This window comes from Mesorhizobium sp. WSM4312 (genome assembly GCF_002294875.1).
Taxonomy (GTDB): Bacteria; Pseudomonadota; Alphaproteobacteria; order Rhizobiales; family Rhizobiaceae; genus Mesorhizobium.
In genome coordinates this window covers 322,562-344,663 of record NZ_NSFU01000002.1, presented here as the reverse complement: position 1 = coordinate 344,663, position 22,102 = coordinate 322,562, and the positions used below count along the sequence as shown (strand labels likewise).

The window sequence follows — 22,102 nt, the reverse complement described above, 5'->3', positions numbered from 1 at the left end:
GGCGCTAGTGCGCCTCGTCCCAGTTGTTCGCCGCCCGCGCATCAACATGCAGTGGCACCGACATCGACACCGCCGGCATCGCCGCGTTTTCCATGACATGGCGCACGACCGGGATCGTCGCCTCGACTTCGGCCTCGACCGTCTCGAAGATCAGTTCGTCATGCACCTGCAGGAGCATGCGGGCCGACAGCTTGGCCTTGTCCAGCGCTTCCTCCATGCGCACCATGGCGCGGCGGATGATGTCGGCGGCGGTGCCTTGCAGGCGGGCGTTGATCGAGGCGCGTTCGTTGAACGCGCGGATCGAAGGGTTGGACGACCTGATGTCGGGATAATGGATGCGCCGGCCGAAGATGGTTTCGACAAAGCCGTGCTCGCGGGCATAGGCCTTGGTCTCTTCGATATAGTCGCGGATGCCGGGGAAACGCTCGAAATATTTCTTGATGTAGTTGCTGGCCTCCTCGCGCGGAATGGACAGCTGGTTGGCGAGGCCGAAGGCCGAGATGCCGTAGATGATGCCGAAATTGATCGCCTTGGCGCGACGGCGGACTTCCGAAGGCATGCCCTCGACGGGCACGTTGAACATTTCCGACGCGGTGATGGCGTGGATGTCGGCGCCGTCGGCGAAAGCCTGCCGCAATTGCGGGATTTCGGCGACATGGGCGAGCACGCGCAGTTCGATCTGGCTGTAGTCGGCCGAGACGAGCCGGTTGCCCTTGTCGGCGATGAAGGCGGTCCTGATCTTGCGGCCTTCGGCGGTGCGCACCGGGATGTTCTGCAGGTTCGGATCGGAGGACGACAGCCGGCCTGTCGTCGTCGCGGCCAGCGCATATGAGGTGTGGACGCGCCTGGTGTCGGGATGGATGAAACCGGGCAGCGCATCGGTATAGGTCGATTTCAGTTTGGTCAGCTGGCGCCAGTCGACGATCTTGCGCGGCAGTTCGTGGCCCTCGGCTGCAAGGTCTTCGAGCAGCTGCGCCGAGGTCGACCATTGGCCGGTCTTTGTTTTGGAGCCGCCGGGCAGGCCCATGCGGCCGAACAATATATCGCCGAGCTGCTTGGGCGAGCCGATGTTGATGCGCTCGCCGACGAGCTGGTAGATTTCTTCTTCCAGCCGGGTAGCACCCTGCGCCAGTTCGCCTGACAGCCTGGACAGTATCTGCCGGTCGACCGAAATGCCGCGCTGTTCCATGCGCGCCAGAACCGGCACCAGCGGCCGTTCCAGCCGCTCATAGACCGACACCAGGCCCTTGGCCGCAAGCCGGGGCTTCAACACCAGCCAGAGCCGGAGCGTGACATCGGCGTCCTCTGCGGCGTGCGCCGTCGCTTTGTCGATGTCGACCTGGTCGAAACCGACCGAGCTCTTGCCGGAGCCGGTCACATCCTTGAGCCGGAGCGGGGTGTGGCCAAGCCATTTCCCGGCAAGCTGGTCCATACCATGACCGTGCGGGGTACCGGCATCGAGCACGTAGGAGATCAGCATGGTGTCGTCGAACGGGGCGACATCGATGCCGTAACGGCTCATGATGACGAGATCGTATTTCAGGTTCTGCGCGATCTTGAGGACCGACCTGTCCTCGAGCAGCGGTTTCAGCACCGCCAGCGCCTCGCGGAGAGGTATCTGGTTTTCGAGCGCGCCGCCGCCGAGCAGGTCACCATTGCCGCTCTTGTGGGCGAAGGGAATGTAGGCGGCGCGGCCGGGCGCCGTGGCCATAGCCAGGCCGATCAGTTCGGCCTGCATCGGATCGGACGAGGTGGCCCTGACGTCAAAGGCGACAATGCCGGCCTCGGTCGCCTCGGCGACCCAGGCTTTCAAGGTCGCGATATCGCGAATGCAGGGATAGGCCGCCGTGTCGATCTTGCTGGTTGCCGCGCGCTCCAGCCGCAAGGCTGAGAGCAGGGAAGGAGTATCGCCTTGCTTGGCCTTGTCCGCCGTCGGTGCGGCGGTTGCCTCGCCGTTGGCCTGGCCCCTCTCGGCACTGCCGCGGGCCACAGCCGGCGCTCCGGCGCCGACATCGGGGCCGTGGGCGTTGTCGGCGCGCTCGACGGTCACCGCGACGGCCTGGACGTCGCCGGCCTCGGTGCCGGTCGCTTCGGCCACGCGGCGGGTCAGCGAGGTGAATTCCATGGTCTTGAGGAAGCCGATCAGCTTTGGCCCATCCGGCGCGTGCAGGATGAAGTCGTCCAACCCCTCGGCCACCGGCACGTCGTTCTTCAGCGTTACCAGCTGGCGCGAGATCAGCGCCTTTTCGGTGTTGGCAATGATCGATTCGCGCCTCTTATCCTGCTTGATCTCGCCGGCGCGGGCGAGCAGTGCGTCGAGGTCGCCGAACTGCTCAAGCAGCTGCGCCGCGGTTTTCGGGCCGATGCCGGGCACGCCGGGCACATTGTCGACGGAATCGCCGGTCAGCGCCTGCAGATCGACCATCTTCTCCGGCGGCACGCCCCACTTCTCGATGACCTCAGGGATGCCGATCTGGCGGTCCTTCATCGGGTCGTACATGCCGACCGTATCGCCGACCAGCTGCATCAGGTCCTTGTCGGAGGAGATGATGGTGGTGTCGCCGCCGGCCTCGCAGGCCAGCCGGCAATAGGTGGCGATGAGATCGTCGGCCTCGAAGCCTTCCATCTCGATGCAAGGCAGGTTGAACGCCTTGGTCGCCTGGCGGATCAGGCCGAATTGCGGGATCAGGTCTTCAGGCGGCGCCGAACGGTTGGCCTTGTATTCGGGATAGAGATCGTTGCGGAAGGTTTTCGAGGAATAGTCGAAGATGACCGCGAAATGCGTCGGCACGATGCCTACATCGGTGTTGCGGGCATCCTGCATCAGCTTCCACAGCATGTTGCAGAAACCGGAAACGGCTCCGACCGGCAGGCCGTCGGACTTGCGGGTCAGCGGCGGCAGTGCGTGGTAGGCCCGGAAGATGTAGCCGGAGCCGTCGATAAGGAAGAGATGATCGCCTTTTTTCATGCCGGCAGGGATAGCGCGGCGCGGTGGCTTGGTCCATGCCAAACACATTGCCAGGTATCGGTTCCGTCAACACCCTGACAGACCGGGGGATGCAGGCCCGATCACGGGCACGTTACAAAAGTGTAACGTTGGTGCCCTTGAATCGCCACGTTCAGAGACCCAAATAGACCTCATCGGCAGTTTTCGCCGAAGTCCGGAGCAAGGCCCGTCCCCCGCCTATCCCGGACAACTGCGGCAGCCTATCCCCCCTCTCCGGGCTGCCGCATCGTTTCGAGTATGAGGCCGCCGTGGTTCCCCCTCCACCACGGCGGTCTTTTTTTTGCCTGCGGCAGCCGACTCGCGCCGTGGTCCAATCGTCCCGGGCTTTTCGTTTCCCCACTCTGCCTTTACGGTTCCGGCACTGAATCGAAAGGCTTCACACATGTCCGCAGTTTCCCCCGTCCTCGACCGTCTCGACCAGAATCTCGACCAGAGCCTGGAACGCCTGTTCGGCCTGCTCAGGATCAAGTCGATCTCCACCGATCCGGCCTATGCCGCCGACTGCCGCAAGGCGGCGGAATGGCTGGTGGCGGAGCTCAAGCTGGTCGGCTTCGACGCCAGCGTTCGCGACACACCGGGACACCCGATGGTGGTTGCGCATCACGAGGGGCCGGCCGGTTCGCCGCGTGTGCTGTTCTATGGCCATTACGACGTGCAGCCGGTCGACCCGATCGAATTGTGGGAAAGCGATCCGTTCGCGCCGGCCATCAAGCAAGTCGGACCCGACCACAAGGTGATCACCGGGCGCGGCGCGGCCGACGACAAGGGCCAACTGATGACCTTCGTCGAGGCTTGCCGCGCCTGGAAGCAGGTGCATGGCAATCTGCCGTGCCGCGTCACCATCCTGTTCGAGGGCGAGGAGGAATCCGGCTCGCCGTCGCTGAAACCGTTCCTCGAGGCCAATGCCGAGGAGCTCAAGGCCGATTTCGCGCTGGTCTGCGATACCGGCATGTGGGACCGTGAAACCCCGTCGATCTGCGTGGCATTGCGCGGGCTGGTCGGCGAGGAGATCACGGTGAAGGCCGCCGACCGCGACCTGCATTCGGGCCTCTATGGCGGGGCCGCCGCCAACCCGATCCGCATCCTGGCCAGGGTGCTGGCCGATATCCACGACAAGGATGGCCACATCACCATTCCGGGCTTCTATGACGGCGTCGAGGAAACGCCGACGCAGGTACTGAAATCCTGGGAGACGCTCGGCGAAACGGCCGAGACCTTCCTCGGGCCTGTCGGCCTGTCCATCCCGTCGGGCGAAAAAGGCCGCTCGGTGCTGGAATTGACATGGGCGCGGCCGACCGCCGAGTTCAACGGCATCATCGGCGGCTATACCGGCAAGGGCTTCAAGACGGTGATCGCGGCGGAAGCTTCGGCAAAAGTGTCGTTCCGCCTCGTTCACAAGCAGGATCCAGCCAAGATCCGCGCCGCCTTCCAGAAATTCGTCAAGGAGCGCATTCCGGCCGACTGCTCGGTCGAATTCCATCCGCATGGCGGCTCGCCGGCGATCCAGCTTTCCTACGACTCGCCATTCCTGGCCAAGGCCAAGACCGCGCTGTCCGACGAATGGCCCAAGCCCGCGGTGACGACCGGCAGCGGTGGCTCGATCCCCGTGGTGGGCGACTTCCAGACCTATCTCGGCATGGAATCGTTGCTGGTCGGCTTCGGCCTCGACGATGACCGCATCCACTCGCCCAACGAGAAATATGAGCTCTCATCCTTCCACAAGGGCCAGCGCTCCTGGGCCCGTATTCTCGATGCTCTGACGCGCTGAGCGGCGAAAAGACGTTTTCCTGTTGATTTTTCACCGGATCGCGGCGAGGACGGGGAACGCTGCGACCGGAGAAGACCATGGCCGACATCCGTTTCCACAAGCATGATTTGCCCGACCTTTCGCATTACAATGTCGGGGCGGTGGCCATCGACACCGAGACGCTGGGTCTGAACCCGCATCGCGACCGGTTGTGCGTGGTGCAGATATCGCCTGGCGACGGCAGCGCCGACGTCATCCAGATCGCACCCGGCCAGAAGAAGGCGCCGAACCTCGTCAGCCTGCTGAAGAACCGCGGCGTGACGAAGCTGTTCCATTTTGGACGCTTCGATCTTGCCGTGCTCTACAATGCCTTCGGGGTGATGCCCGAACCGGTGTTCTGCACCAAGATCGCCTCGCGGCTGACCCGCACCTATACCGACCGGCACGGGCTGAAGGACATCTGCTTCGAGCTTCTCGGCGTCGGCCTGTCCAAGGCGCAGCAATCTTCGGACTGGGCGGCCGAAACGCTGTCGCCCGAGCAGCTCGAATATGCCGCCTCCGACGTGCTCTATCTGCACCGGCTGCGGGATGTGCTGGCCGGGCGGCTGGCGCGCGAGGGGCGGACAAAGGAGGCCGATGCCTGCTTCCGCTTCCTGCCGACGCGGGCCAAGCTTGACCTGATGGGTTGGGGCGAAGAGGATATCTTCGCGCACAGCTGACGCCTTCGCGACATCCGCGCCCGACGGCCGGTTGGGAACCAGATGCCAGCCGTCGCGTTTCTGTGGGCTGGAAAAGGGGATGACATGGCCGACAGAAAGCCGATTGCAACCGCGCCGACCGATGGCTCCAAGGTCACAGTCACCTGGAAGGACGGCGACGGCGTCATCAACGAATCCATCGGGCAATATCGCGATGATGGCTGGTGGGTCTACACCGACAGCCACACGCAAAAGAAGGTCGAGCCGACCAGCTGGCGGCCCGCTTCCAGCGACGACGATTAGCTTTGACGCAATCCCCGAGGGAAAGCGCTGCGCGCTTTTCCCGGGAAAAACCGCTTTACCCTTTTCCTGGAATTGCTCCAGCGAGCGCCGCTGGCGGGGCCAGCTGCTTTCGAATAGCCTGAAGCCGTTGATATCGGGGCCGATTCGGAGCCTTTCGCTCCGCGCTCGCCCCCTTGCTCGGAGGAAATCGCCATGGGCGTAGAAAGCCTTCTCGTCTTCATCATCATCGGTGCCATCGCCGGCTGGCTTGCCGGTCTCATCGTTTCCGGTTTCGGCTTCGGCCTCATTGGCAACATCATCGTCGGCATCGTCGGCGCGTTCATCGCCGGCTGGCTGTTACCGCGGATCGGCTTCTCCATCGGCGGCGGCATCATCGCTTCCATCATCCACGCCACGATCGGCGCCATTATCCTTCTGGTGCTGGTCAAGGTCCTGAAACGAGCCTGAGGCTCGAAACGACAAAGGGCGCGCCATGAAGCAGAATACGCTCTATCTCATCATTGGCGCGCTCGTCGTCGTGGTCATCGCGCTCGGCGTCTATGTCTACCGCGAGCAGACCAAGCCGAAGGGCGTCGAACTCAAGATCGACGACAAGGGCATTTCGATCCAGCAGAACTGAGTTCCCGTCGACGGGGCGCGGCGTCAGGCCCGACACCGGGCGCGCCGGCGTCCCGCAGCACGCCGGCTATCCGCATGGCGTGCGCTTTACAGGCCATGATCGGCACATCGCCGTCGCCGGCAGCCGGATGGTGGATGTCTATGACGGCGACGGTGACTGGAGCGGGCATCGCACGCCGGCGCGCTAGGTGACCATGCTCGACGAGGACGCCTTCCTGCGCGGCAGGCCAGCCCCGAGGAAGGCGGCCCGAAAGGCCTTGATATCGACCGGTCGAACAGCGTCGTGGCGATGACCTGCGAGGAGCAGACGCTGGCCCTTTTCGCGCTGTCGTCGATACGCGGAGGAGTTGAAAACTGCCGGCAAGACGGGGCCATTGCATCGGCGTAGTGCCGGAAGCGCCATTATCCCGGCATGGAATTAGAATGACGGATCGGCGCTCTGGCGCTATAATGCGGATACAGGGCGTTTGGGATCAACCAACCTATTGCTAGGAGGTTGCCATGAAACACCAAACACTAGACCAACTGCATGCAGTGGCCGAGGTCAACACACAGCTGGTAATGAGCCGAACCCAACGTCTCATACGTTGGGCCGAGCTTCTTGAACGTGAGCCCAGCCGGCTCCTGATGGCGCTTGCCGGGACCGAATACCGCGCGCCGGCGGAACGCGATGTCATGCGAGCCGATAGCTCGCCGATAGCGGTTGCCTTCACTGACCCCATATTGCACGACGAGGGTCTGAAAGACGACAGTTATGGCGAAGCCAAGCGCTTCTTCGAGCTGACCGACCACCAACTGCACGAGATCGTCTGCTACTGCCATGTCGGCGAGGTTATGCAATCGTCGAGGGCAGCGCTCTCGGTTCGTGCGGCGATCGGCTGATGTCCACCAGGTGATTGCCTGGTGACGGGTGATTTGGGGTGCGGTCGAACGCGTAGCCGCGACCATTTGCGATCGCGCCCCAACATGGAACATGTCCGCGACCGCCTGGGTCACGGCTGAGAATGGTTCGGGCCTTGGCGCCCGGACAAAATGCCACGGCGAGGATTGTTCCATCGCGGCGGGCGCGATCGTTTGCCAGCACCAAAATCAGGGGCTCGAACAACGCGATGACCGCAGGCCCAAGGCATTTGATTATCAATCGCCTCGAATTTTTCCGACTTAACCCGCCCTTAAATCGCCGCATCTACTCTGCAACCGGAGCGCCATTGGCACCGGGGACAGCAAGCGCAGCGCATGGCGAACCGCAGAGACAGCCGCATCGAGCCCAGTTTCGAGGGACCGCCGCAGGCGCGATCCCAGCCGGGTCTTTCGGTGAGCGAGGAGGACCGCGTCGTGCCGAGCAACCGCAAAGCCTCCGCAAAACGCAAATCGTCGAAGGCGAAATCGTCGCGCGGTGGGCGCGGCAGGAGCCGGCGCGGCCTGTTCGGCGTGCTCGGCCGTCTGTTCTACTGGTGCTTCGTGCTTGCCATCTGGGGCGGCATCGCGGTGGCGGGCGTCGTCGTCTATTACGGCGCCAAGATGCCGGCGGCCACCACCTGGTCGATCCCCGACCGTGCCCCCAACATCAAGATCGTCTCGGCCGATGGCCAGTTGCTCGCCAACAGGGGCATGAGCGGCGGCGAAGCCGTCGGCCTGCACGAAATGTCGCCTTACATTCCCGAAGCCGTCATCGCCATCGAGGACCGCCGGTTCTATTCGCATTTCGGCGTCGATCCGATCGGCCTGTCGCGCGCCATGGTGACCAACCTCATGGGCGGGCATTTCTCGCAGGGCGGTTCGACGCTGACGCAGCAATTGGCCAAGAATCTGTTCCTGAAGCCCGACCGCACGCTGGAGCGCAAGGTGCAGGAGGTGCTGCTGGCGCTGTGGCTGGAGCACAAGCACACCAAGGACCAGATCCTCGAAATGTACCTCAACCGGGTCTATTTCGGCTCCGGCGCCTTTGGTGTCGAGGCGGCTTCGCGGCGTTATTTCGGCAAGAGCGCGCGTGACGTCACGCTCTCGGAAGCGGCGCTGCTTGCGGGCTTGCTGAAAGCGCCGTCGCGGCTGTCGCCGGCGCGCGATCCGAAGGCCGCGGAGGAGCGTTCGCAGCTCGTGCTCGCGGCCATGCGTGAAGAGGGCAAGATCAGCGACAAGGAGCTGAAGACGGCGCTCAGCGCGCCGGCGACGCGCGCGCCGTCCTATTGGACCGGCTCGGAAAACTATGTCGCCGACACCATCATGGAAGAACTGCCCGACCTGATCGGCGACGTGCGCGGCGACATCGTCATCGACTCCACCGTCGACCTGAACCTGCAGAAACTCGCCGAGCAGTCGATCCGCCGGCTGATCGACGAAAGCGGCAAGAAGCTCAACGTCACCCAGGGCGCGCTGGTGTCGATCGACGATTCCGGCGCGGTGCGCGCCATGGTCGGCGGCTACGACTATTCGACCAGCCAGTTCGACCGTGCCTCCGAGGCGCGGCGGCAGCCCGGCTCGGCGTTCAAGCCGTTCGTCTACATGGCGGCACTGGAAGCCGGCCGCACGCCCGACAGCATCCGCAACGACGCGCCGATCAAGATCGGCAACTGGACGCCGGACAATTACGGCGGCAAGTATTTTGGCAAGGTCACGCTGGCGACGGCACTGGCCAAGTCGCTGAACTCGGTCGCCGCGCAGCTGACCATGGAGGTCGGGCCAAACGCGGTGCTGGAAGCGGCGCACCGCATGGGCATCCAGTCCGAACTGCAGGCCAACACCTCGATCGCGCTCGGCACCTCGGAAGTGACGCCGCTGGAGCTGACGTCGGCCTATGTGCCGTTCGCCAATGGCGGCTACAAGCCCGACATCCACTTCATCCGCCGCATCACGACCGCCGAGGGCAAGGTGCTCTACGACAGCGCCGGCGGCAGCGCGCCGCGTGTGGTGAAACCCGAGATCGTCGGCATGATGAATTCGATGATGACCGGCACCGTCGAGGTCGGCACGGCCAAGAAGGCGGCCTTCGCCTGGCCGTCGGCCGGCAAGACGGGCACCAGCCAGAATTCGCGCGATGCCTGGTTCGTCGGCTATACCGCCAATCTCACCACCGGTGTGTGGTTCGGCAATGATGATGGCACGGCGATGAAGAAGGTCACCGGCGGCGCGCTGCCGGCGCAGGCCTGGCACGAATTCATGGTTGCCGCACATGAAGGCGTACCGGTGCGGCCGCTGCCCGGCACCTGGAAGTCGACGCCGGCCGATACGATAGTGCCCGACGACATACCGTCGGCCGACAACAACCAGCCAGCGCCGGTTCCGTCAGCCTCGGTTGGCCAGCAGGCGCCAGCCGCACAGGCAACCCAGGCGCCGGCGCCGGCCCGGGTGGCGCGGCCTGCCCAGACCGTCGACGCGGATGGCTTCAACATGCCAGCGGATGATGGCACCACTGCTTCGGTCGGCCATCCGGTGCCGCCGGGCAATGTTGGCGGTCCGTTGAAGAAGAGGAAGCAGACCTCGATCCTGGATATTCTGGGCGGCGGCTGACGGCGATCGCCCCGGCGGTTCGCAGCGGCGTCAATCCGCCTCTCGCCAGCGCCACGGTGTTCGGCTACACCTCCGGCCGGAGACCGTGACATGGCCGAACTCGACACCAGAAAAACCATCGTGCTGACCGGCGCCAGCCGTGGCATCGGCCATGCCACGGTCAAGCGCTTTTCGCGCGAGGGCTGGCGCGTCATCACCTGTTCGCGTCAGGCTTTCGCCGAGGATTGCCCGTGGCCGGCAGGTCCCGAGGACCACATCAAGGTCGACCTTGCCGATCAGGAAGATGTCGGCATCGCCGTCTCGGAAATCCGCCATCGGCTGGAAGCACATGGCGGCCAGCTCAATGCTCTGGTCAACAATGCCGGCATTTCGCCCAAGCTGAAGGACGGCAACAGCCGCATGAACTCGATCGACACGCCGATGCATGTCTGGCGCGACGTGTTCCAGGTCAATTTCTTCGCGCCGATCATGCTGGCGCGCGGCCTGTTCAAGGAGCTGGCGACGGCCAAGGGCTCGATCGTCAATGTCACCTCGATCGCCGGCACCCGCGTGCATCCCTTCGCCGGCACCGCCTATGCGACATCGAAGGCGGCTCTCGGCTCGCTGACGCGCGAGATGGCGCATGACTTTGGCCCGCACGGCATCCGCGTGAACGCCATTGCACCCGGCGAGATCGACACGGCGATTCTGTCGCCGGGCACGGAAAAGATCGTCGAGACGATCCCGCTGAGAAGGCTGGGCACCACGGCCGAGGTCGCCGACATCATCTTCTTCCTATGCTCGCAGCAGGCGTCCTATGTGACGGGCTCGGAAATCCACATCAATGGCGGCCAGCACGTGTGAGCAAGCCGACTTCGGCTGGGGTTGCTCATCCGGCCATGGTGAGAACAGCTTTGCCGCTGAAGCTGCGCTGCCGCAGGGCTTCAAGGGCCTGGGCAATATCGGTCCACGGCACGGTCAAGGCGATGCGGGTCTCCAGCCGGCCGGCCGCGGCCAGGGCGAGCAGCGCGGCGATATCGGCGCCAATGCCTGAGCCGGACGTGTAGTAGGCGAAGGTCTGAAGCCGCGCCCCCTCATGGCCCGGAACGAACTGGCGGAAGCCGATGGGCGTGAGCTCGCCACTGCTTGAACCGAACATGACGATGGTCCCGCCGGGCGCGACGCGTTCGATCGCGCGGGCGAGGCTTTCGCCGCCGACCGACTCGGTGATCAGCGAAAATGGTCCCTCGGCCAGCTCGATCGCCTCGACCACCTGCTCGGCGCCGAGATCGCGGAGATCGCCGGCATGCCGGGCGGCGGCGATTGCCGTCGCCGAGGCGCCTTGTTCGCGGGCGATCTGGATCTGGAAACGGCCGACCGCACCGCTCGCGCCGGTGATCAGCACCCGTTGGCCGGCCAGATCACCGCCATGGCGCAAGGTCCTCAGCGCTGTCGTGCCCGCCACGGGGAGCGTGGCCGCGGAAACGTAGCTGACCTCATCCGGCAGGACGGCGAGACGGTCAGTCGGAACGGCGACGCGTTCGGCCCAGCCGGCCTCGTCGACCAAAGCCACGACGCGGGTGCCCACGGCCGGCCCGGAACCATCGGCTGCCGCTCGCTCCACGACCCCGACGATGTCCTGGCCGGGTATCCAGCCGTCCGGGCGTATGGTGAGCAGGCGCAGTTCGCCGCGGTTCAACGAGGTTGCGCCGACGGCGACCAGAGCCTCGTTCGCGCAAGGCTGTGGCTCGTCCACCTCGGCGAGTTTCAGTCTGACGGCATTGTCGGAAGAGATGGTGAGGGCGAGCATGGGGTACACCTTTGCCGATTGGCGAGAACGACCCAAGCCTATCGATTTGTGCTGACGAACAATCTGGATATAAGGGCAATTCATCGCTAAAAACCGTCAATGATGAGACAGCCGCTTCGCTACCCATGGCTCGATTTCGACGTCGATGACGTCCTTGCTCCGGCGATCGCCGTGCGCGTCGACGTCACCGAGACCAAGGCCGAGGTGTCGGATCATTGGCATCGCAAAGGGCAACTCGTCTTCGCGCTTGGCGGCGGCGTCACCTGCCGCGTGCCCAGTGGCCTCTGGATGGTGCCGCCCCATTGCGGCGTGTGGGTGCCAAGCCGCATGCAGCACAGCAACATCGCGACGGCCAATGCGCGGATTTTCTTCGTCTATATCGAGCCGGGCGCGGCTGTGCTGCCGGATCGGTGCTGCACACTTTCGATCTCGCCGCTGCTGCGCGAACTGATCATCGAACTGTCGGACTGCGCGCCTGATGACGCGCGCTGTGCTTTCCTGGGAAGCGTCCTGCTGGCCGAATTGCCCGATATGCCTGTCCAGCAACTGCATCTGCCGCTATCCTCCGAACCGCGCCTGAAGCGGATCGCGGAAGCACTGGCGAACGATCCTGCCGATCGCAGCACGCTGGCCGAATGGGCCAAGCGTGTCGCGCTCAGCGAGAGCAGTCTTGCTCGTCTTGTCGTCAAGGAGACAGGCTTGAGCTTTGGCCGCTGGCGCCAGCAATTGCACCTGATCGTTGCGATCAGGGAACTGGCTTCGGGCGCCAGCGTTCAGCGGGTTTCGGGCGATCTCGGCTATGAGTCCGTCACAGCCTTCATCACCATGTTCAGGAAGGCGCTCGGCAAGCCTCCCGCACAGTATCTCAGCAGCATCGCACGCAATGGCGGGTCAGCATTCGTGCGGTGATCAGGCGGCGGACGGTTCGGTCGCAGATGGCTTGTGACCGAGCACCTCTTCGACGATGCCGCGCGCGATTTCGCGCTCGCCCATGATCACCGTGTCGGCGCCGAGCCCCTTGAGATGCTCGACCTCGGCATCGGAATGGGCCCGGGCGACGACGTTGACGCCGGGGTTGGCGGCGCGCGCCCTGAGCACGATCTGGCCGGCTTCGAACGCATTGGGGATGGCGAGGATCAGCCGGCTGGCGCCTTCGGGATTGGCGGCGGCGAACACTTCGGCGTTGGCGGCATTGCCGGCGACGCTCTCGACGCCATCGGCCTTCAGCTTGGCCAGTGTCTTGTCGGCGTCCTCGATGACGAGGAAGGGCAGCTCTGCTTCTTTCAGCGCCGCGCCGACAAGGCCGCCGACACGGCCATAACCGATCAGGATGGCATGGCCGGTAAGCGCCGTCTTCGGCGGAGGGCCGTCTTCCTGTTGGGCTGTTGCGACGACCGAGGCGACCTGGCCCGGTTCGGTCGCCGGACCGACCGGCTTGGCGTCCGCCGGCGGCGCCGTCCTGGCGGCGCGGGCCTCCAGCGACGGCTTCATCCAGTCGATGACCAGGAACATCAGCGGGTTGAGCACGATCGACAGGATGGCGCCGGCCAGGATCAGGTCGCGGCCCTGTTCGGGCAAGAGTTTCAGCCCGACGCCGAGTTCGGCCAGGATGAAGGAGAATTCGCCGATCTGGGCAAGGCTGGCCGAAATCATGAGGGCTGTCGCCAGGGGATAGCCGAAGACGACGACGATGACGAACGCCGCCAGCGACTTGCCGATGACGATAATGGCCAGTGTCGCCAGGATCGGCAGGCCGTTGCTGAGCAGGCTGAACGGGTCGAACAGCATGCCGACCGAGACGAAGAACAGCACCGAGAAGGCGTCGCGCAGCGGCAGCGATTCTTCGGCCGCGCGGTGGCTAAGCTCGGATTCGCTCATGATCATGCCGGCGAAGAAGGCGCCGAGCGCCAGCGAGACGCCGAACAGTTTCGCCGCGCCGAAGGCGACGCCGAGCGCAATGGCGAGCACCGAGAGACGAAACAATTCGCGTGACCCGGTATGGGCGACGTAGTGCAGAATCCAGGGGATCACCCGGCGGCCGACCACCAGCATGACGACGACGAAAGCGGCGACCTTGGCGAGCGTGATGCCGACGACGCCCCAGATGCCGTAGCCGGCCGGCAGCGACAGCAGGCCGCTCGAGTGGACATCGGCCTGTTCCTGGCCACCGAGCACGCCGGCAAGGGCCGGCAGCAGCACCAGGGCCAGCACCATGGCCAAATCCTCGACGATCAGCCAGCCGACGGCGATGCGGCCGCGTTCGGTCTCGATCAGCCGGCGTTCCTGAAGCGCGCGCAGCAGCACCACGGTCGAGGCGACCGACAGTGCCAGGCCGAACACCAGCCCCGCGCCCATCGACCAGCCGAGCATCCAGGACAGTCCGGCGCCGAGTGCCGTGGCAAAGCCGATCTGGACGATGGCGCCGGGCACGGCGATGGCGCGGACCGACAACAGATCCTTCAGCGAGAAATGCAGGCCGACGCCGAACATCAAGAGGATGACGCCGATCTCGGCCAGTTCGTTGGCAAGGCCGGCATCGGCGACGAAACCAGGCGTATTCGGCCCGACCAGGACGCCGGCTACGAGATAGCCGACCAGCGGCGGAATGCGGAAACGGTTGGCCAGAGCCCCGAAGACGAAAGCCAGCCCCAGACCGGCGACGATGGTGGCGATAAGGGGCGTGTCATGCGGCATTGTCTATGGAGCGCCTTTCAAGTTTGCGATGTCGGATGTGCGCCGCCCTAAGCCGCCGCCTGTTTTGCAATATGGTGGAAGGGGTGACGGTGATGCAACCCGCAGGTGCGAAAATCGACGGTGCGGCGGCAAAATGCTCGACCGGCGGCCGAGAGGCCGCCGGTCCGTTTTGCACTCACTGTTGCGTTGGCTTTGGGATCCATCGCCTGCGGTCAGGCTGCTTGCAGCATGGCCTCGATCTCGGAGATGGCGTGGTTGGTCATGGTTTTTGGAATTTCAGCCGTCACCTTGTCACCGACCGCTTTGTGCAGCTTCTTGCGCATGGCGCCGAGCATCACCGGCGGGGCGACAAGCACGATGCTGTCGAACTCACCACCATGGGCGAGCTTGTAGAGCCGGGCCGCGATCTCTTCCGCGAAGCGTTCCTTGCCGATACGGTGCCAGTCGGTATCCTCGACGGCGCTGCGGTGTACGGACGGGCCGTCATTGTACCGGCCGGGGCTGTCGCTTCCCTGTTCGCGGGTGGGCGGGTTGTCCTGTTCCATCACCTGCACGACTTCGAGATTTGGAAACTTGTTGTCGCCGGCATTCTTGAGCAGGAGCGCTTTTTCACCGTCGGCCACCAGGACCCAGATGCCGTGCCTCAGTTTGATCGTGTCCATGAAAGCGCTCCTTTTGATGAATGGCTACCCTTCGGAACGCGTATCAACCCGGCAACGTTCCACCCCCCTACGGCGAAGCGACGGCCGTGCCGCCAGCGGTTGAACAGGCGATCCATCAGTGGGCGACTTTAATCTACTGAATTGGTAGAAATTAGAAAAAACTGTTTTGCCAGATAGAGGGCAAGTGGCTAAAAAGACCTGAAATCAAGGCTCGTTTCAGGGACGTGAATCCGCCCGCACCGCGGATGTGGAATATTTTTCTCCTGCCTTTCGCAGTTGCGAAAAAGCGATTGCCTGCCATCACAGGATGCGCGAGTGCTTTGCTTCTGGTTTTTCGCGCCCCGGCGTAAAACTGCGACACTGTTCCTGGATTGCTTTTCCCATGCCGCAGGCCAATGCCAAGCTCAATGCCTTCCCCGTCTTCGTGCGGGTCGAGGGCGAAGCCGTGGCCATCGTCGGCGCCGGCGAGGAAGCCCTCGCCAAAGCGCGGCTGATCGGACAGTCGAGCGCGGTGCTTCGCATCATCGCCGAAAATGCCGAGCCGGAGCTGCTTGCCTTTGTTGCCCAGTCCGGCGCCAACCATGTCGCGGCAGCTTATGACGCCTCGCAGCTGGAAGGCGCGGTCATGGTATTTGCCGCCAGCGGCGATGAGGCGCTCGACCGCCGTGTCGCAGCCGATGCGCGCGAACTGGGCATTCCGGTCAATGCCGTCGACCGGCCGGAACTCTGCGACTTCTTCACTCCGGCGCTGGTCAACCGTGCGCCGGTCGCCATCGCCATCGGAACGGAAGGCGCCGGCCCGGTGCTGGCCCAGATGCTGCGCAGCCGCATCGATCAGATGCTGTCGCCATCGCTCGGTTCGCTGGCGACGCTCGCTGCTTCGCTGCGTGGGGCAGCCGAGAAATTGCTGCCGAAAGGCAATGCCCGCCGGCGCTTCTGGAACAGTTTTTTCCAGGGTGTGCCTGCGCATGCCGTGGAAGCCGGCCAGCTGTCGCAGGCGCATGACGCGGCGGTGGATCTTCTGCTATCGAACGCACCCGCTTCGGGCCACATCGCGCTGGTTGGCGCTGGTCCGGGCGCCGAGGATCTGCTGACGTTGCGTGCCCATCGTCTGCTGATGGAAGCCGATGTCATCGTCCATGACGCGCTTGTGCCGGAGGCGGTCGTCGCCATGGGCCGCCGCGATGCCGAGCGCCTGCCGGTCGGCAAGCGCAAGGGTTGCCACAGCAAGAGCCAGGCCGAAATCAACGCGCTGCTGGTGGAGCTTGGCCGGCAGGGCAAGCGCGTGGTGCGGCTGAAGTCGGGCGATCCGCTGGTGTTCGGCCGCGCCGGTGAGGAAATGGCGGCACTGCGCGATGGCGGTATCGCCTATGAGGTGGTTCCAGGCGTCACCGCTGCCTTTGCCGCCGCCGCCGATTTCGAACTGCCGCTGACCTTGCGCGGCGTCTCCTCGTCCATGGTCTTCACCACCGGCCACGACCTCAAGGGCAATTCGTTGCCCGACTGGGCCAAGCTCGCGATTTCCGGCGCCACCGTCGCCGTCTATATGGGCCGCTCCGTCGCTGCCGAGGTTGCCGGCCGGCTTATCGAAGCCGGCCTGTCGCCGGACACGGCGGTGGCCGTGGTCGAGAATGCCAGCCTTGCTAACCGGCGCCGTTTCCACGGCACGTTGGCCGACCTGCCATCGCTGGAAGCGCGTGGCGATCTTTCCGGGCCGGTCATGACCATCATTGGCGATGCGGTCGCCGGCGCCAACTTCGAACGGTCCGAACCGCTTGCGGCAGCACACAGGAATGAAGGCGCGGCCAAAGCCACCAGCGAGAGAGTTCAGCCATGAAGATACTGACCGCCAACCGCCTGACGGATGGCATCGCCGTCTGGTACGCCGATGGCGGCTGGGCCGAGACGGTGGGCCAGGCCGATCTTGCGCATGACAAGGCGGCCGAGGATCGCCTCGAGGCGATCGGCGCCAAGGCTCATGCCGACAATGAAGTGGTCGACGTCAATCTGATCGACGCGGAAGTCGTCGACGGTGTCGTCGAGCCGGTGCGGCTGCGTGAAAAGATCCGCGCCGCCGGCCCGACCATCCGCGGCGATCTCGGCAAGCAGGCCGAGCGTGCGGCATAGCCAGGTTTGAGTGAAACGGGCGGACGCGCCCTGAAAGACGAAGCATGTACCGTTACGATGAGTTCGACCACGATTTTGTCCAGGCCCGCGTCGCCGAGTTCAGCGACCAGGTCCAGCGCCGGCTGTCCGGCGAGATATCAGAGGACCAGTTCCGGCCGCTAAGGCTGATGAACGGCGTCTACCTGCAGCTGCACGCCTATATGCTGCGTATCGCGGTGCCCTATGGCACGCTGAACGGCAAGCAGCTGCGCATGCTCGGTCACATCGCCCGCAAATACGACAAGGGCTACGGCCATTTCACCACGCGCCAGAACATCCAGTTCAACTGGCCGGCGCTGTCGGACATTCCGGAGATCCTGGCCGATCTGGCGAGCGTCGAGATGCACGCCATCCAGACCAGCGGCAACTGCATCCGCAACGTTACCGCCGACCACTTCGCCGGCGCCGCCGCCGACGAGGTCGCCGATCCGCGTCCCTATGCGGAGATCCTGCGGCAATGGTCCTCGGTGCATCCGGAATTCTCGTTCCTGCCCAGGAAATTCAAGATCGCGGTGACCGGGGCAGAGCGCGACCGAGCCGCCATCCAGACGCATGATATCGGCCTGCACCTGAAGAAGAACGCCGCCGGCGAGCTTGGCTTCGCCGTCTATGTCGGTGGCGGCCAGGGCCGCACGCCGATGGTGGCAAGGAAAATTCGCGACTTCCTGCCGGAAGCCGATCTTCTGTCCTACTGCACGGCGATCCTGCGCGTTTACAACCTCTATGGCCGCCGCGACAACAAGTACAAGGCACGCATCAAGATCCTGGTGCACGAGACCGGCGTCGAGGAAATCACCCGCCAGGTCGAGACCGAGTGGCAGGCGTTGAAGGACGCCGAGCTGAGGCTGCCGGATGCCGATATCCGCGCCATCCAAGCCTATTTCGCGCCGCCGGCGCTCACCGATCGGCCGGAAGGCGACCAGGCGGTCAAGCTGGCGCGTCTTGATTCCAAAGGCTTTTCGGAGTGGCTCGACCAGAATGTGGTGACGCATCGCCATCCCGACTACGCAGCGGTGACGATCTCGCTCAAGGGCATCGGCGAGGTGCCGGGTGATGCTTCGGACAGCCAGATGGAAGCGGTCGCCGACATCGCCGAAAAATACGCCTTCGACGAGCTGCGCGTAAGCCATGAGCAGAACCTGATCCTGCCGCATGTGGCGCGCGCCGACCTCAAGGCGGTCTATGACGCGCTGGTCGATATCGGGCTGGCGACGGCCAACTCCAATTTGATATCGGACATCATCTCGTGCCCCGGCCTCGACTATTGCGCGCTGGCCACCGCACGCTCGATCCCGATCGCGCAGGAAATCTCGCAACGTTTCGCCTCGCTGGAGCGGCAGCGCGAGATCGGCGAACTGAAGCTGAAGATCTCCGGCTGCATCAATGCCTGCGGCCATCACCATGTCGGCCATATTGGCATCCTCGGCGTCGAGAAGAAGGGCTCCGAGCTCTATCAGGTGACGCTGGGCGGGTCGGCCGACGAGAACACGTCGGTCGGCGAGATCATCGGCCGCGGCTTCTCGTCGGAAGAGATCACCGACGCCATCGAGCAGATCGTCGAGACCTATCTCGGCCTTCGGCTCAACCCTCAGGAAAAATTCATCGACGCCTACCGCCGTGTCGGTCCCGCGCCGTTCAAGGAGGCGCTCTATGCTGGCGAAACCAAGGCCGCTTGACCATATAGCCGACGCCGATGACGGCGTCGCCGCCAAGGCGGCGGGACTTGACGCGCTCTACGGCCATCTGAAGCCGCTCGAGATCATCGAGCGCTCGGCCCGCGAACTGTTTCACGACGAGATATCAGCCGTGTCGTCCTTCGGGGCGGATTCGGCCGTGCTGCTGCACATGATCGCCGAGATCGACCGCACGCTGCCGGTCATCTTCCTCGACACCGGCAAGCATTTCGAAGAGACGCTCGGCTACCGCGACGCGCTCGTCGCCGATTTCGGGCTGACCAACATCCAGGTCATCAAGCCCGAGGAGGCGGCGCTCGCGCGGATCGACCCGACGGGCAATCTGCACCAGAGCAACACCGATGCCTGCTGCGACGTGCGCAAGGTCGAGCCGCTGGCGCGTGGCGTGGCACCCTTCCGCGCCTGGTTCACCGGCCGCAAGCGTTTTCAGGCCTCGACGCGGGCAGCGCTGCCGGTGTTCGAGGCGGTCGGCCCGCGCATCCGCATCAATCCGCTGGCGCACTGGACGACCTCGGACCAGGCCGACTACATGCGGGCGCATGCGCTGCGCGAGAATCCCCTGGTCGCTTATGGCTATCTGTCGATCGGCTGCTTTCCGTGCACGCAACCGGTGCAGCCGGGCGAGGATGCGCGCAGCGGCCGCTGGGCCGGTCATGCCAAGACCGAGTGCGGCATTCACCTGTCGGGACTGGAGAAGTCGCTGACCGACGCATCACTATAGGGTATGCTGATATCCAGCCGGCCTGCGAACGGCGACCTCCCCGGAGGCCGCCGGTTTTGTGCGGGAGGGGCTCTCAGCGGACGTGGATCTTGGGACTTTAGGAATTTTGATGACCGAAACGACGACACCGGAGACCCGGCTCTGGACCCCGCAGGGTTTTCGCGAGGACGAGTGGGCCCATGCCGAAAGTGCCGACGCGCTTTCCGGCAATGGCCGCTTCATCCTGCCGCTGCAGGCGTTCCTCGACCTTGATCACGAGGTGCGCCGGTCCGCCAAGGAGCGGCTCGGCGTGGTGCTGCAGCCGGGCGATCAGCTCGAGAAGATAGCCGACCTGCTTGACCAGCTGTCGCTGGTGGCGCTGGTCTTCCCGGCCTTCAGCGATGGGCGCTCCTTCTCCAAGGCCGAACTGCTGCGCGGCCGCTACCGCTTCGAGGGTGCCGTTCGCGCCACCGGCCAAGTGCTGGTCGATCCGTTGCCGCATATGCTGCGTCTCGGCTTCGACGAGTTCGAGATTTCCAACCCGGTGCTGCTGAAGCGCCTGCAAGAGGAACGCACCGGCGGCTTGGGGCTTTACTACCAGCCAGCCGCCGTGCCGGAGCCCAAGGGCCCGAAATATTCCTGGCGGCGCGTTCGCAGCTGACGTTGGGGTAATTCCACCCATCTTTACATAGGCCGTAATCGAGCCTTCTCTTGGTCATCTGGACGGAAACATCCGCCGGGTGCGAGGGAGGAAGTCATGGATTTCGACTATGTCATCGCCGGCGGCGGGTCCGCCGGGTGCACGCTTGCCGCGCGGCTGTCCGAAGATCCATCGAAAACGGTCTGCCTGATCGAAGCCGGCGGCGCGGGCAGCGACCTGCTTATCCGCGCGCCGGCAGGCATCATTGCATTGTTGCCGGGCCGGCCAAAGATCAACAACTGGGCGTTCGAGACGGTGCCGCAGCAGGGCCTTGGCGGCCGCAAGGGTTACCAGCCGCGCGGCAAGGCGCTGGGCGGATCCAGCGCCATCAATGCCATGCTCTATACGCGCGGGCACCGCGGCGATTACGACGAATGGGCCGAACTCGGCTGCGACGGCTGGTCATGGGACGAGGTGCTGCCGTATTTCCGGCGGGCGGAAGGCAATCAACGCGGCGCTGATGCCCTGCATGGCGGTGACGGGCCGCTGCGGGTTGCCGAGCAGCAAGAGCCACGTCCGCTCTCCCGGGCCTTTGTCGAGGCCTGCGGCGAAAACCAGATCCGGCGCAACGATGATTTCAACGGCGCCGAACAGGAAGGTGCCGGACTTTACCAAGTGACGCAATTCTGGGGCGAACGTCGTAATGGCGAGCGCTGCTCGGCGGCCGCTGCCTATCTGCGACCGGCCATGAACAGGTCGAACCTTACCGTCATCACTGGTGCGCATGCCACGGCGGTCATCCTCGATGGCAAGCGCGCCACCGGCGTGCGGTATCGCGCGGGGAAGGGCGAAGCCGTCGCGAAAGCCAGGCGCGAGGTGATCGTCTGTGGTGGCGCCTTCGGTTCGCCTCAGCTCCTGTTGCTGTCGGGCATTGGCCCGGCCGCCGAGCTTGCCATGCATGGCATTCCGGTCATTCATGAACTGCCCGGTGTTGGCAAGAACCTGCAAGACCACCTCGATTTCATCATGGGCTGGACATCAAGGGATGCCGACATGATGGGCATCGGTCTGCGCGGCCTACCTGGCCTGCTGCGGCACATGCTGCGCTGGCGGAAAGATGGCGGCGGTATGATCGCCACGCCCTATGCCGAAGGCGGTGCCTTCCTCAAATCCGATCCGGCGATGGAACGGCCCGACCTGCAATTGCATTTCTGCATCGCGATCGTGGATGATCATGGCCGCAAGCTGCATATGGGATATGGCTTTTCCTGCCATGTCTGCGTGCTGCGGCCGCATTCGCGCGGCGAGGTCGGGCTGTCGACTCATGATCCCATGGCACCACCGCGCATCGATCCGCGCTTTCTTTCGGACGAACGCGACGCCGGGCTTTTGCTCAAGGGTGTCAGGATGATGCGCGGTATCCTGGAGGCGCCGGCGCTGGCCAGATATCGCCACAAGGAAATCTACACCGCCGGTGTTTCGAGCGACGCGGAGTTGATGTCCCACATCCGTGCCCGCGCCGACACGATCTATCACCCGGCCGGCACCTGCAAGATGGGCGTCGACGACCTGGCGGTGGTCGATCCGCAATTGCGGGTCCACGGGCTTGAAGCCTTGCGGGTCGTCGACGCCTCGGTGATGCCGACGCTGATCGGCGGCAACACCAACGCTCCGACCATCATGATTGCCGAAAAGGCGGCGGACATGATCAAGGCCGCCGCCTGACCGCGGCTCTGGTCGAACCAGCGAAGCTATTTTCGTCTGCCGAGAAGCGCCTTCGGACGAGAAGGCCGAAAACTGGTCATACCAATTTGGCGATTTGCGCTTTCCCTGCGACCCTCCTGCCCTTAGGATAGAGAACATTATTTCGCGACCCG

At 64.4% G+C, this 22,102-nt stretch carries 19 protein-coding genes; 15 read left to right on the top strand and 4 right to left on the bottom strand.

Features of this window, described 5'->3' with window-relative positions:
- Nucleotides 1-4: 4 nt before the first annotated feature.
- Nucleotides 5-2,968, bottom strand: a complete 2,964-nt coding sequence (gene polA / locus CK228_RS04970; protein WP_179295810.1) for a DNA polymerase I — start codon at nucleotides 2,966-2,968, stop codon at nucleotides 5-7.
- Between the two features lie 421 nt (nucleotides 2,969-3,389).
- On the opposite strand from polA, the gene CK228_RS04965 reads away from it, so the two are divergent.
- The 8 genes from CK228_RS04965 (at nucleotide 3,390) to CK228_RS04930 (ending at nucleotide 10,723) form a co-directional block, all read left to right on the top strand.
- A complete protein-coding gene (locus CK228_RS04965) occupies nucleotides 3,390-4,775 on the top strand; it encodes a M20/M25/M40 family metallo-hydrolase (RefSeq protein ID WP_095787083.1) in 1,386 nt (461 codons plus the stop codon).
- Between the two features lie 77 nt (nucleotides 4,776-4,852).
- Complete coding sequence (locus tag CK228_RS04960; RefSeq protein ID WP_095787082.1) at nucleotides 4,853-5,473, top strand: ribonuclease D; 621 nt, start codon at nucleotides 4,853-4,855, stop codon at nucleotides 5,471-5,473.
- A gap of 84 nt (nucleotides 5,474-5,557) precedes the next feature.
- Nucleotides 5,558-5,755, top strand: coding sequence for a hypothetical protein (locus tag CK228_RS04955; protein WP_095772455.1), 198 nt, complete (start codon nucleotides 5,558-5,560; stop codon nucleotides 5,753-5,755).
- Between the two features lie 192 nt (nucleotides 5,756-5,947).
- Nucleotides 5,948-6,202, top strand: coding sequence for a GlsB/YeaQ/YmgE family stress response membrane protein (locus tag CK228_RS04950; RefSeq protein WP_019861233.1), 255 nt, complete (start codon nucleotides 5,948-5,950; stop codon nucleotides 6,200-6,202).
- Between the two features lie 25 nt (nucleotides 6,203-6,227).
- On the top strand, nucleotides 6,228-6,374 hold the full coding sequence (locus CK228_RS04945; protein ID WP_019861232.1) for a hypothetical protein: 147 nt from the start codon (nucleotides 6,228-6,230) through the stop codon (nucleotides 6,372-6,374).
- A 500-nt stretch (nucleotides 6,375-6,874) separates the two neighbouring features.
- On the top strand, nucleotides 6,875-7,255 hold the full coding sequence (locus CK228_RS04940; RefSeq protein ID WP_095772457.1) for a hypothetical protein: 381 nt from the start codon (nucleotides 6,875-6,877) through the stop codon (nucleotides 7,253-7,255).
- A gap of 354 nt (nucleotides 7,256-7,609) precedes the next feature.
- The gene (locus tag CK228_RS04935; RefSeq protein WP_095787081.1) at nucleotides 7,610-9,880 is read left to right on the top strand and encodes a transglycosylase domain-containing protein; all 2,271 of its coding nucleotides are present in this window, start codon (nucleotides 7,610-7,612) and stop codon (nucleotides 9,878-9,880) included.
- Nucleotides 9,881-9,970: 90 nt separating this feature from the next.
- Nucleotides 9,971-10,723, top strand: coding sequence for an SDR family oxidoreductase (locus CK228_RS04930; protein WP_019861229.1), 753 nt, complete (start codon nucleotides 9,971-9,973; stop codon nucleotides 10,721-10,723).
- 25 nt (nucleotides 10,724-10,748) lie between these two features.
- On the opposite strand, the gene CK228_RS04925 is transcribed toward CK228_RS04930, so the two are convergent.
- Complete coding sequence (locus CK228_RS04925) at nucleotides 10,749-11,669, bottom strand: zinc-binding dehydrogenase (RefSeq protein ID WP_095787080.1); 921 nt, start codon at nucleotides 11,667-11,669, stop codon at nucleotides 10,749-10,751.
- A 102-nt stretch (nucleotides 11,670-11,771) separates the two neighbouring features.
- Between CK228_RS04925 and CK228_RS04920 the strand changes: the two genes are divergently transcribed.
- Nucleotides 11,772-12,578, top strand: coding sequence for a helix-turn-helix transcriptional regulator (locus CK228_RS04920; RefSeq protein ID WP_095787146.1), 807 nt, complete (start codon nucleotides 11,772-11,774; stop codon nucleotides 12,576-12,578).
- Here CK228_RS04920 and CK228_RS04915 read toward each other — a convergent pair whose 3' ends face one another.
- Together CK228_RS04915 and CK228_RS04910 are read right to left on the bottom strand one after the other, a co-directional pair.
- Nucleotides 12,579-14,363 (bottom strand): cation:proton antiporter, encoded by a 1,785-nt coding sequence (locus CK228_RS04915; protein WP_095787079.1) that lies wholly within the window; start codon nucleotides 14,361-14,363, stop codon nucleotides 12,579-12,581.
- Nucleotides 14,364-14,575: 212 nt separating this feature from the next.
- A complete protein-coding gene (locus tag CK228_RS04910; protein ID WP_095772461.1) occupies nucleotides 14,576-15,025 on the bottom strand; it encodes a host attachment protein in 450 nt (149 codons plus the stop codon).
- Between the two features lie 382 nt (nucleotides 15,026-15,407).
- Between CK228_RS04910 and cysG the strand changes: the two genes are divergently transcribed.
- The 6 genes from cysG to CK228_RS04880 all read left to right on the top strand — a co-directional run bounded on the left by cysG (nucleotide 15,408) and on the right by CK228_RS04880 (nucleotide 21,950).
- Nucleotides 15,408-16,862 (top strand): siroheme synthase CysG, encoded by a 1,455-nt coding sequence (gene cysG, locus CK228_RS04905; protein ID WP_095787078.1) that lies wholly within the window; start codon nucleotides 15,408-15,410, stop codon nucleotides 16,860-16,862.
- Nucleotides 16,859-17,152: a DUF2849 domain-containing protein gene (locus CK228_RS04900; protein WP_095772463.1), complete on the top strand. Its 294-nt coding sequence runs from the start codon at nucleotides 16,859-16,861 to the stop codon at nucleotides 17,150-17,152. The genes cysG and CK228_RS04900 overlap by 4 nt, the downstream gene beginning before the upstream one ends.
- Before the next feature lie 44 nt (nucleotides 17,153-17,196).
- Nucleotides 17,197-18,867 (top strand): nitrite/sulfite reductase, encoded by a 1,671-nt coding sequence (locus tag CK228_RS04895; RefSeq protein WP_095787077.1) that lies wholly within the window; start codon nucleotides 17,197-17,199, stop codon nucleotides 18,865-18,867.
- Nucleotides 18,842-19,606, top strand: a complete 765-nt coding sequence (locus CK228_RS04890) for a phosphoadenylyl-sulfate reductase (protein ID WP_095787076.1) — start codon at nucleotides 18,842-18,844, stop codon at nucleotides 19,604-19,606. Before CK228_RS04895 ends, CK228_RS04890 begins: the two co-directional genes overlap by 26 nt.
- 109 nt (nucleotides 19,607-19,715) lie before the next feature.
- Entirely contained in the window at nucleotides 19,716-20,246 is a 531-nt protein-coding gene (locus CK228_RS04885; protein WP_095787075.1) for a DUF934 domain-containing protein, read from the top strand.
- A gap of 96 nt (nucleotides 20,247-20,342) precedes the next feature.
- Nucleotides 20,343-21,950: a GMC family oxidoreductase N-terminal domain-containing protein gene (locus CK228_RS04880; RefSeq protein ID WP_095787074.1), complete on the top strand. Its 1,608-nt coding sequence runs from the start codon at nucleotides 20,343-20,345 to the stop codon at nucleotides 21,948-21,950.
- Nucleotides 21,951-22,102 lie beyond the last annotated feature (152 nt).

Coding starts and splice junctions, on each gene's coding strand:
- polA (WP_179295810.1), bottom strand. CDS start 2,968: ATGAAAAAAGGCGATCATCTCTTCCTTATCGACGGCTCCGGCTACATC.
- CK228_RS04965 (WP_095787083.1), top strand. CDS start 3,390: ATGTCCGCAGTTTCCCCCGTCCTCGACCGTCTCGACCAGAATCTCGAC.
- CK228_RS04960 (WP_095787082.1), top strand. CDS start 4,853: ATGGCCGACATCCGTTTCCACAAGCATGATTTGCCCGACCTTTCGCAT.
- CK228_RS04955 (WP_095772455.1), top strand. CDS start 5,558: ATGGCCGACAGAAAGCCGATTGCAACCGCGCCGACCGATGGCTCCAAG.
- CK228_RS04950 (WP_019861233.1), top strand. CDS start 5,948: ATGGGCGTAGAAAGCCTTCTCGTCTTCATCATCATCGGTGCCATCGCC.
- CK228_RS04945 (WP_019861232.1), top strand. CDS start 6,228: ATGAAGCAGAATACGCTCTATCTCATCATTGGCGCGCTCGTCGTCGTG.
- CK228_RS04940 (WP_095772457.1), top strand. CDS start 6,875: ATGAAACACCAAACACTAGACCAACTGCATGCAGTGGCCGAGGTCAAC.
- CK228_RS04935 (WP_095787081.1), top strand. CDS start 7,610: ATGGCGAACCGCAGAGACAGCCGCATCGAGCCCAGTTTCGAGGGACCG.
- CK228_RS04930 (WP_019861229.1), top strand. CDS start 9,971: ATGGCCGAACTCGACACCAGAAAAACCATCGTGCTGACCGGCGCCAGC.
- CK228_RS04925 (WP_095787080.1), bottom strand. CDS start 11,669: ATGCTCGCCCTCACCATCTCTTCCGACAATGCCGTCAGACTGAAACTC.
- CK228_RS04920 (WP_095787146.1), top strand. CDS start 11,772: ATGAGACAGCCGCTTCGCTACCCATGGCTCGATTTCGACGTCGATGAC.
- CK228_RS04915 (WP_095787079.1), bottom strand. CDS start 14,363: ATGCCGCATGACACGCCCCTTATCGCCACCATCGTCGCCGGTCTGGGG.
- CK228_RS04910 (WP_095772461.1), bottom strand. CDS start 15,025: ATGGACACGATCAAACTGAGGCACGGCATCTGGGTCCTGGTGGCCGAC.
- cysG (WP_095787078.1), top strand. CDS start 15,408: ATGCCGCAGGCCAATGCCAAGCTCAATGCCTTCCCCGTCTTCGTGCGG.
- CK228_RS04900 (WP_095772463.1), top strand. CDS start 16,859: ATGAAGATACTGACCGCCAACCGCCTGACGGATGGCATCGCCGTCTGG.
- CK228_RS04895 (WP_095787077.1), top strand. CDS start 17,197: ATGTACCGTTACGATGAGTTCGACCACGATTTTGTCCAGGCCCGCGTC.
- CK228_RS04890 (WP_095787076.1), top strand. CDS start 18,842: ATGCTGGCGAAACCAAGGCCGCTTGACCATATAGCCGACGCCGATGAC.
- CK228_RS04885 (WP_095787075.1), top strand. CDS start 19,716: ATGACCGAAACGACGACACCGGAGACCCGGCTCTGGACCCCGCAGGGT.
- CK228_RS04880 (WP_095787074.1), top strand. CDS start 20,343: ATGGATTTCGACTATGTCATCGCCGGCGGCGGGTCCGCCGGGTGCACG.